This is a genomic window from Massilia sp. P2_C2 (assembly GCF_056404615.1).
In genome coordinates this window covers 45,498-60,082 of sequence record NZ_JBFUDR010000001.1, presented here as the reverse complement: position 1 = coordinate 60,082, position 14,585 = coordinate 45,498, and the positions used below count along the sequence as shown (strand labels likewise).

19 protein-coding genes are annotated in these 14,585 nt (G+C 69.4%); 5 read left to right on the top strand and 14 right to left on the bottom strand.

The features are described from left to right. Positions 1 to 90: 90 nt before the first annotated feature. The 4 genes from AC1DYX_RS00300 (at position 91) to AC1DYX_RS00285 (ending at position 3,729) form a co-directional block, all read left to right on the top strand. A complete protein-coding gene (locus AC1DYX_RS00300; RefSeq protein ID WP_477255106.1) occupies positions 91 to 1,017 on the top strand; it encodes a hypothetical protein in 927 nt (308 codons plus the stop codon). Positions 1,018 to 1,287: 270 nt separating this feature from the next. After that, entirely contained in the window at positions 1,288 to 2,214 is a 927-nt protein-coding gene (locus AC1DYX_RS00295; protein ID WP_477255104.1) for a hypothetical protein, read from the top strand. A 168-nt stretch (positions 2,215 to 2,382) separates the two neighbouring features. Then, a complete protein-coding gene (locus tag AC1DYX_RS00290) occupies positions 2,383 to 2,670 on the top strand; it encodes a hypothetical protein (protein ID WP_477255102.1) in 288 nt (95 codons plus the stop codon). A gap of 90 nt (positions 2,671 to 2,760) precedes the next feature. After that, positions 2,761 to 3,729 carry a hypothetical protein gene (locus AC1DYX_RS00285; protein WP_477255100.1) on the top strand — a complete coding sequence of 323 codons (969 nt, stop codon included), beginning with the start codon at positions 2,761 to 2,763 and terminating at the stop codon, positions 3,727 to 3,729. Here AC1DYX_RS00285 and AC1DYX_RS00280 read toward each other — a convergent pair. After that, positions 3,689 to 4,123 carry a hypothetical protein gene (locus tag AC1DYX_RS00280; RefSeq protein ID WP_477255098.1) on the bottom strand — a complete coding sequence of 145 codons (435 nt, stop codon included), beginning with the start codon at positions 4,121 to 4,123 and terminating at the stop codon, positions 3,689 to 3,691. The two genes, AC1DYX_RS00285 and AC1DYX_RS00280, sit on opposite strands and share 41 nt — an antisense overlap. A gap of 148 nt (positions 4,124 to 4,271) precedes the next feature. Between AC1DYX_RS00280 and AC1DYX_RS00275 the strand changes: the two genes are divergently transcribed. Further along, complete coding sequence (locus tag AC1DYX_RS00275) at positions 4,272 to 4,985, top strand: FliH/SctL family protein (RefSeq protein WP_477255096.1); 714 nt, start codon at positions 4,272 to 4,274, stop codon at positions 4,983 to 4,985. On the opposite strand, the gene AC1DYX_RS00270 is transcribed toward AC1DYX_RS00275, so the two are convergent. Genes AC1DYX_RS00270 through fliF form a run of 13 tightly spaced genes read right to left on the bottom strand, consistent with a single transcriptional unit; the run spans position 4,982 to position 14,585 of the window. Continuing rightward, positions 4,982 to 5,362: a hypothetical protein gene (locus AC1DYX_RS00270; protein WP_477255094.1), complete on the bottom strand. Its 381-nt coding sequence runs from the start codon at positions 5,360 to 5,362 to the stop codon at positions 4,982 to 4,984. The genes AC1DYX_RS00275 and AC1DYX_RS00270 overlap by 4 nt on opposite strands. Beyond that, on the bottom strand, positions 5,356 to 6,117 hold the full coding sequence (locus AC1DYX_RS00265) for a sigma-70 family RNA polymerase sigma factor (protein WP_477255092.1): 762 nt from the start codon (positions 6,115 to 6,117) through the stop codon (positions 5,356 to 5,358). The genes AC1DYX_RS00270 and AC1DYX_RS00265 overlap by 7 nt, the downstream gene beginning before the upstream one ends. A 4-nt stretch (positions 6,118 to 6,121) precedes the next feature. Then, a complete protein-coding gene (fliP, locus tag AC1DYX_RS00260) occupies positions 6,122 to 6,877 on the bottom strand; it encodes a flagellar type III secretion system pore protein FliP (RefSeq protein ID WP_477255090.1) in 756 nt (251 codons plus the stop codon). Continuing rightward, positions 6,870 to 7,280 (bottom strand): flagellar biosynthetic protein FliO, encoded by a 411-nt coding sequence (locus AC1DYX_RS00255; protein ID WP_477255088.1) that lies wholly within the window; start codon positions 7,278 to 7,280, stop codon positions 6,870 to 6,872. The genes fliP and AC1DYX_RS00255 overlap by 8 nt, the downstream gene beginning before the upstream one ends. Beyond that, positions 7,277 to 7,612 (bottom strand): FliM/FliN family flagellar motor switch protein, encoded by a 336-nt coding sequence (locus AC1DYX_RS00250; RefSeq protein ID WP_477255086.1) that lies wholly within the window; start codon positions 7,610 to 7,612, stop codon positions 7,277 to 7,279. The genes AC1DYX_RS00255 and AC1DYX_RS00250 overlap by 4 nt, the downstream gene beginning before the upstream one ends. Beyond that, positions 7,609 to 8,403, bottom strand: a complete 795-nt coding sequence (locus AC1DYX_RS00245; protein WP_477255084.1) for a FliM/FliN family flagellar motor switch protein — start codon at positions 8,401 to 8,403, stop codon at positions 7,609 to 7,611. Before AC1DYX_RS00245 ends, AC1DYX_RS00250 begins: the two co-directional genes overlap by 4 nt. A gap of 6 nt (positions 8,404 to 8,409) precedes the next feature. Beyond that, positions 8,410 to 9,579, bottom strand: a complete 1,170-nt coding sequence (gene flgF / locus AC1DYX_RS00240; RefSeq protein ID WP_477255082.1) for a flagellar basal-body rod protein FlgF — start codon at positions 9,577 to 9,579, stop codon at positions 8,410 to 8,412. A 15-nt stretch (positions 9,580 to 9,594) separates the two neighbouring features. Continuing rightward, complete coding sequence (locus tag AC1DYX_RS00235) at positions 9,595 to 9,990, bottom strand: flagellar hook assembly protein FlgD (protein WP_477255080.1); 396 nt, start codon at positions 9,988 to 9,990, stop codon at positions 9,595 to 9,597. Beyond that, positions 9,991 to 10,887, bottom strand: coding sequence for a hypothetical protein (locus AC1DYX_RS00230; protein WP_477255078.1), 897 nt, complete (start codon positions 10,885 to 10,887; stop codon positions 9,991 to 9,993). Next, positions 10,884 to 11,348 carry a hypothetical protein gene (locus AC1DYX_RS00225; RefSeq protein ID WP_477255076.1) on the bottom strand — a complete coding sequence of 155 codons (465 nt, stop codon included), beginning with the start codon at positions 11,346 to 11,348 and terminating at the stop codon, positions 10,884 to 10,886. Before AC1DYX_RS00225 ends, AC1DYX_RS00230 begins: the two co-directional genes overlap by 4 nt. Beyond that, positions 11,345 to 12,670: a FliI/YscN family ATPase gene (locus AC1DYX_RS00220; protein ID WP_477255074.1), complete on the bottom strand. Its 1,326-nt coding sequence runs from the start codon at positions 12,668 to 12,670 to the stop codon at positions 11,345 to 11,347. Before AC1DYX_RS00220 ends, AC1DYX_RS00225 begins: the two co-directional genes overlap by 4 nt. Then, entirely contained in the window at positions 12,670 to 13,152 is a 483-nt protein-coding gene (locus tag AC1DYX_RS00215) for a hypothetical protein (protein ID WP_477255072.1), read from the bottom strand. Before AC1DYX_RS00215 ends, AC1DYX_RS00220 begins: the two co-directional genes overlap by 1 nt. Further along, positions 13,152 to 14,585 carry a flagellar basal-body MS-ring/collar protein FliF gene (gene fliF / locus AC1DYX_RS00210; RefSeq protein WP_477255070.1) on the bottom strand — a complete coding sequence of 478 codons (1,434 nt, stop codon included), beginning with the start codon at positions 14,583 to 14,585 and terminating at the stop codon, positions 13,152 to 13,154. Before fliF ends, AC1DYX_RS00215 begins: the two co-directional genes overlap by 1 nt.

Here is a 14,585-nt window from a genome sequence, read left to right as displayed (position 1 = left end):
GTCGCGGGCGGCCCGGCATGACGCCGGGCCGCTTGACAGCAGCGGCATTGTCGCGACAATGTCAGTGAAAATCTAAACAAGGAAAACACGATGTCTTCAATTTCTGCTGGTGGTGTCGCCGCGGGCTTTCCCAAGCTTGGCGCTTACGTCAAGAAGCTGACTTTCGGTTTCGACAGCGAGGACCTGCAAGAGCGTCTGGAGAATATCTCCCGAACGAGCGGAGAGGGTTTAGGCTTTGAGTACCGGTTGGGTAAGAATACCTATACTTATTCGATGCATGACCTGGGTGACGACTTGTGGGCCGTGTTCGCCACGCTTCGGCGTGAAGCGATGCTTGTAGCGCTGGGGGGCAAAGCGGGTTGGGAGTCCCAGTGGCTGCGTGCGATATCTTACGGCTACTGGTCGCTAGTAATGCAAATGGATGCGCGGCTCGCACTGATTGAGCAAAATGCTGCGAGCGGTGAATGGACGTGGGGCGCACCGGCGCTCGAGTGGTTCGGCGGTATCGCGGGCGATTGCCTGGCGTTGGGCTGGAACGATTATGCACGCGATCTTGCGAGCCGCAGCCATTGGATGGACGAGATGCGCGGCTTCCCCGACGGCGTTGAAGGATACCACCGCGCGACCCAGCGCTTCGTGCTGCGCCTGGCCGAGGATATCGACGGCAAGGCGGCCGGCGCGATCGGCGTGCCCGAATTCGATGCCTTGCTGGCGAACTGGCACTCGGCGACGGCCGCCGACCTCGCGCCGCTGCTGCTGGCGGCGAGCGATCGCCACACGCACCAGTGTGAATCGACCGACACCGACATGGAATTCGACCTGCCGTTCCGCGCGTTCTGGTACGACCCGTACGAGATCCTGGCCGTGCTGCGCCTGCGCGCATCCGCTGGCCTCGACAATCCCGCGCTGGACCATCCGCTGATGAACACCCCGCTCGGCCGGTTGCAGGAACCGTCCGCGCCAGTGCTGGACGAGGCGCTGGCGGCAGCGGTCGCGCGCGTGCGGCAGGCCGGGTAGGTGACAGCGCCCGCGGGCGGAACAATTCGCGCACGGCCATGAAATCGGCAGCGCGGCCGTGACTGCGGCGGCCGCACCGGCGTTCGTCGCGAGCGGCCTGGTGGCGGCAACGGGCCGCTACGCGTTCGGCGTGCCGTCCGCGCTGACGGCACCGGGATTACACGCGAACCCGGCGGTCAGCGGCGCGACGATGGAGGCATGGCGCCGGGCCGCTCGGCAACGGCGGCATTGTCTCCACAATGCCGGTGAATATCTAATCGAGGAAAACAAATGTCTTCAATTTCTGCCGCCGGCGTCGCCGCAGGCTTCCCCAAGCTGGGCGCATACCTGAAAAAGCTCCCCTTCGGCTTCGACAGCGAGGACCTGCAGGAACGCCTTCAGAACGTTGAGCAAGTACGCCAACATGGTCTCGGCTTCGAGTACCGGCTGGGCGAGCGTAAGTACGCCTATTCGATGCATGACCTGGGAGACGACCTGTGGGCGATATTCGTCACGCTCCGGCGCGACGTCATGCGCCTCGCGCTCGGCGGCAAGGACGGCTGGGAGGCCGAATGGCGCCGGGCGCTTACTTATGGCTACTGGTCGCTGGTGATGCAGATGGATGCGCGCCTCGAGTCGATCGAGCGCAACGCCGCCAGCGGCGGCGAGAACTGGGGCGCGCCGGCGCTCGAATGGTTCGGCGGTATCGCGGGCGATTGCCTGGCGCTAGGCTGGAACGATTACGCACGCGATCTCGCCGGCCGTAGCCGCTGGATGGAGAAAATGCGCGGCTTTTCGGACGGCGATGCGGGCTACCAGCGCGCCACGCAGCGTTTTGTACTCCGCCTGGCCGAGGACATCGATGGCACGGCCGGCTGCGGCATCGGCGTACCGGAATTCGACGCCTTGCTGACGAACTGGCGCTCGGCGCAGGCGGCCGACCTGGCGCCGCTGCTGCTGGCGGCATGCGATCGCCACACGCACCAGTGCAGGTCGAGCGATACCGACAAGGAGTTCGACATGCCGTTGGAAGCATTCTGGTACGACCCGTACGAGATCCTGGCTGTGCTGCGTTTGCGGGCGGATGCGGGCCTCGACAATCCCGCGCTCGATCATCTGCTGATGAACACCCCGCTCGGCCGGTTGCAGGCGCCGTCGGAGCCGGTGCTGGACGAGGTGCTGGCGGCTGCCATTGCGCGCGTGCGGACGGGCGCCTAGACGCGTACCGGCCCAGGTGTGATGTTTCAATGGGTTGTTCATTCGGATTGGACTTGAGAAACTGGAAATCGCCAAACCACCAGTTCTCAAGGAAGCCAACCGAATGAACATCCATAAGAATGCCCGATTAACCTTCATTCGTCGAATCGAATTGGCCCAAGACGTCCGTTGTCCGGTGCGGCCCGCGCCAATCCGGTCGGGGCCAACCCGTACGTGGACCTGACCCGCAGTGCGGCCGTGACCACGACGGCGACGGTCGCACCGACGTTCGYCGCGAGCGGCCTGGTGGCGGCGACGGGCAGCTACGCGTTCGGCGTGCCCTCGGCGCTGCTGGCACCGAGCCTGCATGCGAATCCGGCGGACAGCGGCGCGACGATGGAAGCATGGCTGCAAAGCCTGGGCGCCGCGCTCGACAAATCCTTCCTCAAGGAGATGGAGCAGGCGCTGGGCAAATGAAGCGCGGGCGGTCCGGCATGRCGCCGGGCCGCTTTGGCAAYGGCGGCATTGTCTCCACAATGTCGGTGAATATCYAATCGAGGAAAACAAATGTCTTCAAATYCTGCCGYCGGCGTCGCCGCGGGMTTTCCCAACCTKAGCCGCTATCTGAAGAAGCTGACTTTCGGATTTGACAGCAAGCAAATGCAGAGGCGCCTGGGCTTTATCCAGCGTGTCGGCGACGAAGGGTTGGGCTTCGACTATCAAGTGGAAGAGGATACTTTCAGCTATTCGATGCATCGCTTTGGTGACGATCTGTGGGCGGTTTTCGTCACGCTGCGGCGCGACGCCATGCGTCTTGCCCTGGGCGGGAAAGGCGATTGGCAAGCCGAATGGCGTCGTTCACTCGTTTACGGTTACTGGTCGCTGGTGATGCAGATGGACGCGCGCCTCGAATCGATCGAACGGAACGCCGCCACCGGCGGGGAGAACTGGGGCGCGCCGGTGCTCGAGTGGTTCGGCGGTATCGCCGGTGATTGCCTGGCGCTGGGCTGGAACGATTACGCGCGCGATCTCGCCGGCCGCAGCCGCTGGATGGAAAAGATGCGCGGCTTCTTCGACGGCGTTGAAGGATTCCAGCGCGCGACCCAGCGCTTCGTGCTGCGCCTGGCCGAGGATATCGACGGCGCGGCCGGCGGCGGCATCGGCGTGCCCGAATTCGATGCCTTGCTGGCGAACTGGCGTTCGGCGTCGGCCGCCGACCTCGCGCCGCTGCTGCTGGCGGCGTGCGATCGCCACACGCACCAGTGCAAGTCGACCGACATGGACATGGAGTTCGACCTGCCGTTCGAAGCATTCTGGTACGACCCGTACGAGATCCTGGCCGTGCTGCGCCTGCGCGCATCCGCTCGCCTGGACAATCCCGCGCTCGACCATCCGCTCATGAACACGCCGCTCGGCCGATTGCAGGAACCGTCCGCGCCCGTGCTGGACGAGCTGCTGGCGGCCGCGGTCGCGCGCGTGCGGCCGGCCGCTTGGACTACAGCGCCCGCGAGCGGAACAACTCGCGCATGGCCATGAAATAGTCGTACGTGGATGCGGTCGGGCCCAGCTCGATGTGGCGGCGGATCGCGGCTGCCGGGAGCACGACCTCGTTCGTGCTCCCGTTCGACAGGACGATGCCGGTTTCGCCGTCGTCCGCTTCGATCCAGAGATGGCGCGCTTCCGGCAGTTCGGCGATCAGCGCCTTGCACAGGAAGGCGCCATACAGCTCGGCGATCTTGGCCGCGGCACCAGCGGTGTAGGTGGTGCGGTGATCGTCGATCACCTGCGCGAGGAAGCGGACGGACGGGGCGTTGTAGCCGAACTGCTCGATCTCGCCGGTGAACGATTGCACGATGGTGCCGGCGTAATCGTCCATGCGGGCGATGGCATCAGAGGTTGCGCTCTGGAGGTTGGGGGGAAGCGTTTGCATGCGAAGCGTAGAAATGGTCGAGGGCCGCACGATTGTAGGCCGCTTCCCACACGAGCGCAAACCGAATCGGCCGGGCCTTTGCAAACATCAGGCTCTATGACATAGTGGCGTGTCGGCGCCAACGCGCCCATCCTGCCTGGAACGCCGCATGACTTCCATCCTTCGATCTCCCGTCATTTCATCCGAAACCCGCAAGCTCGCCACACGACAGGCGAACCGGCCGGTAGCGCCCGTCGAGGCGGCCGCGCCGCCAACGCCCGCCGAGCCGCAGCCGCAGGACGTGCGGATGCCGAACGTCGAGGCCTTGCTCGCCCAGGCCCGCGAGTCCGTGCTGGCGCAGTTCAAGCAGGAGGCCGAGGCGGCGCGCGAACTGGGCCGCCAGCGCGGCCTGCAGGAAGGCCGTGCCGCCGGAGCCGAGGAGGTGCACCGCGGCGCCGAGGCGGAACTGGCCAGGATCCGCTCGATCGCCGCCGGCCTCCAGACGGCGCTCGACACGGGGATCCGGGGGCTCGAGGAGATGGCGGTGGCGATCGCCTTCGAAGCCGTCTGCAAGATGCTGGGAACCGCGGCGGTAAGCCGCGACGGCATCCGCGCGCTCGTGCACGAGGCGGTGGAGCACGCGGCCGGCGCGCAGCGGGTGACCGTGCGCCTGCATCCCGGCGACCTCGCGACCCTGCAGTCGGCCGGCAGCCTGGAGCCGGCGCTGGTGTCGGGTGCAAGCGTGCAGTGGGCGGCGGACAAGTCGATCGAGCTGGGTGGTTGCGTGGTCGAGACCGACGGCGGCACGCTCGACGCCCGTCTCGAGACACAGGTCGGTCGCCTGCGTGCCGCCTTGCTGGCTGCGCGCGCTGCCGGCGGCTAGCGGGTCGGGTTCGAGGCCGGCTCCAGCAGCCGCGCCACCGCTTTCGCTATCGCGGCCGAGATCTGCGGGCTAGACTCCATCGTGCGCTGCACCTGGTCGACGAGTTCGTAGAACCCGTGGTCGTTGATCAGTTCCTCGCCCAGTTCGGCGAGGAGCACCGATTCGAGGAAAATCCGGAACGCCTTGCGCCCGCGTTCGGGGTCGGCGGGATCGAGCGCGCGTACGCGTTCGGCGACCAGGACGCCGGCACGCGAGGGCGGGCGCCGCGCCGGTTTCGCATCCGCCGGCTTGCGCGGGCTGCCGGCCTGCACGCGACCGGCCATTTCGGCGCGGATCGCAGCGACGATCTGCTGGACCGGGCCGAGCGCGGCTACCATGCCACGTCGCACGCGCGCATCGCGCGCATGGCCTTGCGCAGCTGGTCGAGCGCGTTGCGGTGGATCTGCGAGACCCGGCCTTTGGTGATACCCATGGTGTCGGCGATGAGGTTGAACGGAACGTGGTGCAGGTAGTGAGACTTTATCACCAAACGCTCGCGCTGCGGCAAATCCGCCACCAGGGCATGCAACCGGTTGCGCAGCTGTGCCATCTCGAGCGCGCCGTACGGCTGTTCGGGACCATCGTCGGCGGCCAGCCCATCGTCGCGCGCACCTTCCAGCGCGAAGCCGAGTGCGAGACTGACGGCGACGTCGGCCAGTTGCTGGAACAGGTCGACGCCGCCGGCGTCGAGCGCGGCCGCCGCGCACTCGCGGCGTTCGGCTGCGAGGCGGCGGCGCGTCGCGACCTGGGTCCGCTTCTCGCTCAGTTGTTCCAGCCCGTTCGAGATCGCGCCCTGGATGCGGTGGGCCGCGAAAGTCTTGAACAGCGCCCCGAACGCCGGATCGAAGCGGTCGACGGACTCGATCAGGCCGACCGTCGCGTACTGCAGATAGTCCTCGAACTCGATGTCGTGGTCGACTCGCGCCGCGTACAGCTTCGCAGCCATGATGCGCGCGAACGGCAGGTAGGTCTCGATCAGGCGGCCGCGCGCCAGCGGGTCGCCCGCGCGCGCAGCCGCCCACACCGACAGTTCCTCCGGCAGCGGGCGAGGGAGGGCGGCGTGGCGGCCGGAGGTCTCGACGGCGAGTCCCATGGCGCTACTGGAAAGTCCCGAGCAGGGCGCGGATGACGAGGTTCCAGCCGTCCATCAGCACGAACATCAGGATCTTGAGCGGCAGGGAGATCGTCACCGGCGGCACCATCATCATCCCGAGCGACATCAGGATCGTCGAGACGATCAGGTCGATCAGCACGAACGGCAGGAAGATCACGAAGCCGATCTGGAAACCCGCGCGCAGCTCGGACAGCATGAACGCCGGGATCAGCTGCACGGTCGAGATGTCGTCGACGCTGTCGGGCATGGGTGCCTTGGCGATGTCCACCATCAGCCGCAGGTCCTGCTCGCGCGTCTGACGCACCATGAAGGCGCGGATCGGGTGCAAGGCCTTGTCGAACGCGGGACCGGCGGCCAGCTTGTTGTTCATGAAAGGCTGGAACGCCTGGCTGTTCACGGCCTCGATGGTCGGCGCCATCGTGAAAAAGGTGAGGAACAGCGCAAGGCTCATCAACACCGTGTTGGGCGGCGTTTCCTGCATGCCCAGCGCGTGGCGCAGCATCGACAGCACCACCGTGATGCGGATGAACGACGTCACCGACACCAGCAAGGCCGGCGCGATGCTGAGCACCGTCAGGCCCAGCAGCACCTTGAGCGCGGCCGACACCTGGGTCGCACCGCCCGCGCCGCCGACCGTGATGTCGACGCCGGGCAGGGTGACATCGGTGGCGGCAGAGGCGGACGCGGCGAGCGCCAGCGCCAGGCCGAGGCCGACGCCGCGAACGGAAAGCTTACGCATCGCCCGCTCCTTCAGCGCGGCTCTTGATGAGCTGCAGGCCGTGCTCGCTTTCCGCCAACAGCAGTTCTTCGCCGCGATACTCGACCACGTGCAGCACGCTGCGCCGCGACAGGCGCACGGTTTCTGCCACCCGTACGCGGCGCGTCTTGCCCGGCAGCGTGCGCCCGGCCAGGCCGGAACGCTTGAGGGCGACGGCGCCGCCGTAGGCCGCGAGCGCACCCAGCGCCAGCACGCCGGCGGCGCGCGCAGCCAGGTCGGCACCGGATTCCTTGTCCTGCTTGAACGGGATTGCCGTTTTCGCCGGCGGCGCGGACGCGACCTGCGCCAGTACCGGCACGGCCGCGACGGCGCAGGCCGTACCCAGTACGGCGGCGGCAAGATGCCGGCGGGCGGACGCGGTCACGCCTGGCCCGCCTTCGGCAGTTCGGTGATGCGCACGCCGAAATTGTCGTCGACGGCCACCAGCTGGCCGCGCGCGACCACGTTCCCTTCGAGGAGCACGTCGACGGGCGCGTCGAGTGCCGCGTCGAGTTTGAGCACGTGCGCGTCCTTCATGTTCATCAGTTCGTCCACGCTGACGACCACGCCGCCCACGCGCACCGTGAGCGCGACCTTGACGCTGCCGATGACGTCCAGGTTGCCGCTCAGGATATTCGGTCCGGTGCCGGCATGGCCGTGGTGCGGGAGCTCCGGCAGTTCGATGACTTGCGCGGCGCTGGTTGTGCTGTCTTTCATGTTGCGTTCCTTGTTTCGTTGGCGGCGCCCGGGGCGCCGGTGAGGCTGGTCAGCTCGACCGCGCGCCGGCCGTCGGTGCCGCCCAGATGGGCCGCGCACAGCGGCGCGGCATCCGGTCCGTGTACGCGCAGCGGCGCGTCGAGCGTCATCGGCAATCCGAGCACGTCGCCCACCGCGAGGGTGCGCAGATAGCCGAGGGTGAGCTCGGCGCGGCACAATTCGACCGTGAGCGGCACGGGCAGGGCCGCCAGTGCGCGCTGCAGCGGCACGACGGGCGCGCCGGCGCGCGCCGTCCGCGCAGGTGCGGCGTACGCGCCGGCGGGCACCAGCACGCGCACGGTGCGCGCGCCCAGCTGAATCGTGCACAGGATGGTGCCGGCGCCGCGCCGCAGCAGCGCCGGGGCCGGCGCGGCGCGTTCGGCGGACGTGGACGCCTGGCCCGTCAGCGCGTCGACCAGCCGCGCGGCGAGCGCCTCCAGCGCGCCCGCCGCGACGCCGCCGGCCAGCGCGGAGGCGGGCGCGCCCTCGTCGAGGCCGAAGACGAGTTGCTCCATCCAGCGCTGGCCATCCCACGGCAGCGCGATGAAGACGTAGGCGCCGGCGGCCAGCGTGCGCCGCTGCCACGCCGTATCCAGCGCGGCCGGTGCGGCTTCGCAGGCGTCGCCGCACGCGACCGCATGGTCGGGCAAGGCGGCCCAGTCGCGCGCCCAGCTTTCGAGCGCGGCCAGCGCGCGTTGCGCGAGTCCGGTGGTGACGCCGCGGCCGGGCAGYAGGTAGGGTGTGACGTTCACGCGCGATCAACCCTTCATGTGCATCAGCGTGTCGAGCATCTGGTTGGCGGTGCTGATCAGCTCCGACGACGCCTGGTAGCCGCGCTGGGTGACGATGATCGCGCTGAACTGGCGCGACAGGTCGACGTTCGACCCTTCCAGCGATTCCGGCGCGATCGTCGACCCCTTGCCGTCGGCCACACCGAGCACGCCCGCGTCGGGGCGCTTGGCGCGAAAGCTCGTGCCCGTTCCCTGTTCGAGGTCGCCGGCGGCGCCGAAGGTCGCCAGCGCCAGTGTCTGCGGCGTGGCCTTCTGGCCGTTCGAATAGCTCAGCGACAGCTTGCCGTTCGCGTCGAACGTGGTGGTGCCGAGCGTGCCCACGCCCCAGCCGTCGACGGACGCCAAGGCCAGCGTCGATGCGCCGCTGGCGGCGCTGGTGGCGCCCGTGTCGAGGACGGCCGTCAGCGCCAGCGGTGCCACGCCGGCCGGGCTGTAGGTGAAGGCGACCTTGGCGTGGGCCGGATCGAGCACGCCGTTGGCGAAGCGCACCTCGCCCGTCGCGACGGACGTGGTGTCCTCCTTGACGGTGACCGTCCAGCTGCCGTCCGTCGTCGCCGTGTCGTTCTTGAATTCGATCGACAGCGTGTGGCTGCCGCCGGCGGCATCCGTCACCGTGATGCCGTTGACGACCTTCGTCGTGTCGGCGGTGGACAGGGTGCCGCTCAACTTGATCGTCGTGCTGGGCGACGCCGGGTTCGTGCGCACGCCGTCGAGGCTGATGTCGTGCAGCGCGCCGTCCGTGCCGAGGGCCTGCACGTGCGCGCCTTCGTTGTTGACGAGCGCACCGTCCGCGTTGAAGTTGAAACGGCCGTCGCGCGTGTACAGCAGGTTGCCGCCGTCGTCTTTCAGCACGAAGAAGCCGTGGCCGTCGATGGCGACGTCGAGGTCGTTGCCCGTCTGGCTGACCTGGCCCTGGGCGAAATCGACGCTGCTGGGCAGCGTGGCGAGGCCCGCGCCGCTGCGTGCGCTCGCGTTGCCGCCGGCGCCGTCGCCGCCGGAGAACAGTGCCGAAAACTGGTTGTTGGCGCCCTTGAAGCCGGGCGTGTTCAGGTTGGCGACGTTGTTACTGATCGTTTCCAGTTGCTTGGAAAAGCCGACGAGGCCGGACGTGCCGATGTTGATGGATGAAAGCGTCATGGATTCCTCGCCGCGTCAGCGGATGTTGTAGACCGAGCTGCGGGCGACGCCGGTGACGTCGGCGCCGCTGGCCGGATGGACGGTCAGGGTCTGGGTGTTGCCGCTCACGGACAGTCCCGTCACCTGGCCGCTCGTGAAGCCCGTGTTGCTCAGCACGTCCACGGACTTGCCGAGCAGGGCGACGGACTGCGTCGCGGTCTGCAGGGCCACCAGCTGGTTGAGCGAGGCGGTGGCCTGCTGGGCCGATTCGAGCTGCGAGAATTGCGCCAGCTGGGCCACGAAGGCGCCGTTGTCCATCGGCTTGAGCGGGTCCTGTGCATTCAGCTGGGTGAGCAGGATGCGCAGGAAGTCCTGTTGGTTGATATGGTTGTTGGTCGAGGTATTGACCGGGGTGACGCTATCGAGGGACATTTATCGCTCCGTGGTCGGATGGGTGATCGGTGCTACGAACGCTTCGGGTTCTTCGGCCGCCGGTGCGCGCAGCGCCGGCTTGCCGTTGACGGTGGCTTCCTTGAGGCGCAGGCCCATGGCGGCGACGTCGCCCGCCAGGCGCGCGACCAGTTGCTGCGCCTGGGCGGGCGACAACTCGCCGTCGCGGATCCAGAGCTTGACGTCGTCGCCGTCGCCGGTCAGATGCATCACGCGCTTCTGCCAGTCGGGCGCTTCGCCGGCCTCGGGAGCAGCGTGCGGCGCCGACGCCTCCGCTGCCGGCGCGGCGGGCAGGTTCGGGCGCAGCGGCAGGGTGGCGGCGAGGGCGGGCGTGACGGCCGGCGTCGCGGATTGGAGCACGTCGGCGGCGGCGACCGCCCCTTGCGCGGGACTTGCCATCGCCTGCAGCGCTGCCGGCGGCACAGCCGCGGCGTCCGGGCCGGCGTCGTCAACGCGCACGACCTCTGTTTGCAGGGGCCGCACCGGTGCGGCCGCGGTGAGCGCTGCGCCGGTGGCGGCGGTGTCGTTGTCCGGCCGTTGCGCCGCGATGTCGGCTTCCGTGTCCGTGTCGGTGCCGGCAGCGTCCGCGCGGCGCATGCCGGCAGCCGGCGTACCGTCCCGCACGGCGTCCGTGTCTGCGGCGGCATCCGGCGTGGCCGGCCGGGTCACGACCTGCGCGGCGGATGGCGCGAGCGTACCGGCGGCGCGTGCGGGTTGCGGCGCGGCCGGTGCGGCATGCGCGGGCGTGCCGCCCATGCCGGCCAGCTGCGCGAGTTCCATCTGGCGCAGCCAGGCCTCGCGCTGGTTGGCGGCGTCCACGCGGCGCGTGCCGGCCGACAAGTCGTCCGGGCCGGCCGCACTAGCGGCGATCGTTGTCATGGGTTCCTCCGGGGGTGGCGTTGCATCCAGTTGTCGTCGGCGTCGGCGAACAGGCGTCGCGCGATTACGAGGTCGTGTTCGGCCAGTGCCGCTTCGCGGTCGCGTTCCAGGCTGTCGGCGAAACGGCGGGCCTCCAGCAGCGCGGCGCGGGTCTCGTCGCATCGTTCCCGCAGCGTGCGCAGCTCGGCGGACGCGGCGGCGAGGGTCTGCTGCAGGCGGATCAGGTAGGCATGGGTACCGCGCTCGGTGCCGATGTCGAGCAGGGCCTGCGATTCGCGCCGGGCCAGCAGCTGCGTGCGCGCGGTCCGGAATTCGCCGGTGAGCGCGTCCACGCGGTCTTGCTGGTCGTCGGCCTCGCCCTGGCGCCGCGCCAGTTCCAGGGTCAGCTCGTCGATCTTCCAGCCCGTCACGCTGCGCACCCCATCGAGCGCGTAGCGGAAGCCGCGGCGGTCGCGCGTCATGCCGCCGCTCCTTGCGCGGCGGGCGAGCGCAGCGCCGTGCGCAGGTCGGCCAACGCCTCGGCGCGGCTGTTGCCGCGCGCGCCGCGCTGGCGCAGGAAGCGCGTGAGCGCGGGCCATAACGAGATCGCGGCGTCGATGGCGGCGCTGCTGCCGGCCTTGTATGCGCCCATCTCGATCAGCTGGCGGTTGCGTTCGTACGTCGACAGCAGTTCGAGCGTGTCGTGCACCAGCGTCAGCTCGTCGGGGCCGGCCAGGTCGCCCAGCAGGCGGCTGGCGCTGTGCAGCACGTCGATGGCGGGATAGTGGCCCTGCTGCGCCAGGCGCCGTGCCAGCACGACATGGCCATCCAGCGTGGCGCGCAGCATGTCCGACACCGGTTCGTTGAAGTCGTCGCCCTCGACCAGCACGGTGTAGAGCGCGGTGATGGCGCCGCCGCCCGCCGCCGTGCCGCAGCGCTCGCACAGTTCCGGCAGTTCGGCGAACACGGACGGCGTGTAGCCGCGCGCGGTGGGCGGTTCGCCGACCGCGAGTCCGATCTCGCGCCGCGCCATGGCGAAGCGGGTGACGGAATCCATCGTCAGCAAAACCTGGCGTCCCGCGTCACGGAAATATTCGGCGATCGCCGTGGCGGCATATGCGGCACGGGCGCGGGCCAGCGCCGGCTGGTCGGAAGTCGCCACGACGACCACCGAGCGCGCCAGGCCTTCGGGGCCGAGCTGCTTGTCGATGAATTCGCGCACTTCCCGTCCGCGCTCGCCGATCAGCGCGATCACGTTCACTTCCGCCAGCGTGTTCCGCGCGATCATGCCGAGCAGGGTGCTCTTGCCGACGCCGCTGCCGGCGAAAATGCCGATGCGCTGGCCGCGGCCGATGGTGAGCAGGGCGTCGATGCAGCGCACGCCCGTCTCCAGCACTTCGTCGACGGGAGGGCGCGACAGGGGATTCAGCGGCGCCGCCTTGAGCGGCCGCTGTTGTTCGGCCGCGGGCGCCGGCTTGCCGTCGAGCGGCGCGCCGAACGCGTCGATCACGCGGCCCAGCAGGCCAGGGCCCACGGGCACGCGCGGCATACGCCCCGTGGCCAGCACTTCGCAGCCGACGCCGAGGCCCTGGATGTCGCCGTAGGGCATCAGGATCGCGCGGCCTTCGCGCAGGCCCACGACCTCGGCCAGGACGGGGGCGCCGTCGCGCGGACGCACCTCGCAGATCTCGCCGATCACGGTATCGGGCCCAGTCGATTCGATGCCCAATCCGCCCAGCTGGCGCACGTGCCCCAGTTTACGCACGAATTGCGCGGTGCGGACGGCGTCGACGTAGCGCTGCATCAGGCGCGCCTCCGCAGCTTGTTCCAGACCGACGACGCGGCCGCCGGCCCGTCGCCGGCCAGCCGTACGGCGAGCGCCGCCAGCAGCGCCGCTTCGGCATGGGTTGCCAGCGCGGCCGGCTCGGCGTTAGCGACGGCCGCGCGGCGTTCGTCCGGCAAGCCGTCGAGGAAGGCCACGTGCCACGGCCAGTCACGCAGGGCCAGCACTTGCGCCACAAACCAGGCCGGTTCGTCGCCGAGGGCGAGCTGCAGGCCGGCCGCGGATGCCCGCGCGACGATGGCCGCATGCGGATCGGCGCCCGGCGCGGCAGGCGCGGCCGAAGGCGCCAGCGTCCGATCGGCCGGGATCCCCAGTTCGCGCAACTCGCGCAGGTGGGCGCGCAGCACGACCGCGTCGGCCGGGTCCACGCGCGCAAGGACCCAGCGCTGGTCGGCCGCGGAGAGGCCGTGCAGCAGCAGCGCCGACTGGCGGTGGGCCGGCATCAGGCGTCCTCCCGCACGGCCTGGCGCGGCGCTTCCAGCCAGGCGTTCACCTGGGCCAGCACGGCGCGGCGCTCGTCGACGCTGAGCTGGCGCAGCTGCGCGCGATCGCGGCCGCGCCGCGTCAGCACAACGGCAGCCGCGACCAGCGCCACGGCGAGCGCGGCGAGCAACAGCAACGGCGCGACGAGGCGCGTGCCGGCTGCCGGTATGGGCACGGGTGGAGGTACGTCGTCCGCGACCGGGGCGGCAGCGGCGGGCGCGGCGGACGTGACCGGCGCGACGGGCGTCGGATTGGCCAGCTGGTCCATCGCATACACGGACACGCCGTCGCCGCGCTGGCGGTCGATACCGGCGGCCAGTGCCACCACGTCGCGCAGGCGGTCGAGCTGCGCCTGGTCCTGGTTGCCTCGTACGACCACGGCCACGTTCACGCGGGCCACGCCGCCGGCGCCGGACACCACCTGCTCGACGCGGCGGCCGACCTGGTAATCCGCTTCGCGGCTCGTCGGCGCCGGATGCTCGGCATCCCCCTCGGCGGTCGCGTCGCGCGTGGTGACGCGTTCGCGCACCTTCACGCCGGCGACGCCGTCGCCGTCCGCACGGTTACCCAGCACGCTCTCGGTCGTGACCCTGCTGTGCGCATGGCCCAGCGTGACGTCGACGCTGGCGATCGCCTGGCCGGCGCCGTAGGTGCGGTCCAGCACCTGGGTCACCTTCTTCTGCAGGTAGGTCTCGAGGGCACGCTTGTCGTCCAGGTTGTCCGTACCGGCGGCATCTTCTCCCTCGGGGGCGCGGCGGGTCAGGGCGACGCCGCGCTGGTCGACGACGGTGACGTCGTCCGGACGGATGTCGGGAACGGCCGCGCTCACGAGGCGCTGGATGCCCTGGATCTGCGCCACATCCTGCGTGAAGCCCGGCTTGAGCGCGATCGAGATCGATGCCTTGGCCTGGTGCGCGGTTTTCTTGAACAGCCCCTGTTCCGCGAGCACGAGGTGCACGCGCACGGACTGCACCTCGTCGAGCGCGAGGATCGTCCGCGTCAGCTCGCCCTGCAGCGCGCGCTGGTAATTGACCTTTTGCGCGAACTCGGTCATGCCGACTTCGCTCGTGTTGAACAGCTCGAAGCCGACGGCACCGCGCAGCGGCAGCTCCTTGCCGACCAGCTTCAGGCGGGTCTTGTGAACCTGGTCGGCGGGCACGAGGATCGTGTTGCCGTCGTTGCCGAGCCGGTAAGGCATCTTCATCTTGTCCAGTTCGGACGTGATGGTGGCGGCATCCTGCTGTGCCAGGTCGGCGAACAGGACCTGGTAATCGGTGCGCAGCAGGACGACGCCGAGGGCGACGGCGACGCCGACGATGACGACGAAGCCCAACAGCAGGCCGGCGCGCGCACTGCGGTCGAAGCGGCCCCAGAATTCTTGGATGACGGTCAC

Excerpts from the sequence above, each read along its gene's own strand:
- AC1DYX_RS00300 (WP_477255106.1), top strand. The coding sequence starts at position 91 with ATGTCTTCAATTTCTGCTGGTGGTGTCGCCGCGGGCTTTCCCAAGCTT.
- AC1DYX_RS00295 (WP_477255104.1), top strand. The coding sequence starts at position 1,288 with ATGTCTTCAATTTCTGCCGCCGGCGTCGCCGCAGGCTTCCCCAAGCTG.
- AC1DYX_RS00280 (WP_477255098.1), bottom strand. The coding sequence starts at position 4,123 with ATGCAAACGCTTCCCCCCAACCTCCAGAGCGCAACCTCTGATGCCATC.
- AC1DYX_RS00275 (WP_477255096.1), top strand. The coding sequence starts at position 4,272 with ATGACTTCCATCCTTCGATCTCCCGTCATTTCATCCGAAACCCGCAAG.
- AC1DYX_RS00270 (WP_477255094.1), bottom strand. The coding sequence starts at position 5,362 with ATGGTAGCCGCGCTCGGCCCGGTCCAGCAGATCGTCGCTGCGATCCGC.
- AC1DYX_RS00265 (WP_477255092.1), bottom strand. The coding sequence starts at position 6,117 with ATGGGACTCGCCGTCGAGACCTCCGGCCGCCACGCCGCCCTCCCTCGC.
- fliP (WP_477255090.1), bottom strand. The coding sequence starts at position 6,877 with ATGCGTAAGCTTTCCGTTCGCGGCGTCGGCCTCGGCCTGGCGCTGGCG.
- AC1DYX_RS00250 (WP_477255086.1), bottom strand. The coding sequence starts at position 7,612 with ATGAAAGACAGCACAACCAGCGCCGCGCAAGTCATCGAACTGCCGGAG.
- flgF (WP_477255082.1), bottom strand. The coding sequence starts at position 9,579 with ATGACGCTTTCATCCATCAACATCGGCACGTCCGGCCTCGTCGGCTTT.
- AC1DYX_RS00235 (WP_477255080.1), bottom strand. The coding sequence starts at position 9,990 with ATGTCCCTCGATAGCGTCACCCCGGTCAATACCTCGACCAACAACCAT.
- AC1DYX_RS00230 (WP_477255078.1), bottom strand. The coding sequence starts at position 10,887 with ATGACAACGATCGCCGCTAGTGCGGCCGGCCCGGACGACTTGTCGGCC.
- AC1DYX_RS00225 (WP_477255076.1), bottom strand. The coding sequence starts at position 11,348 with ATGACGCGCGACCGCCGCGGCTTCCGCTACGCGCTCGATGGGGTGCGC.
- AC1DYX_RS00220 (WP_477255074.1), bottom strand. The coding sequence starts at position 12,670 with ATGCAGCGCTACGTCGACGCCGTCCGCACCGCGCAATTCGTGCGTAAA.
- AC1DYX_RS00215 (WP_477255072.1), bottom strand. The coding sequence starts at position 13,152 with ATGCCGGCCCACCGCCAGTCGGCGCTGCTGCTGCACGGCCTCTCCGCG.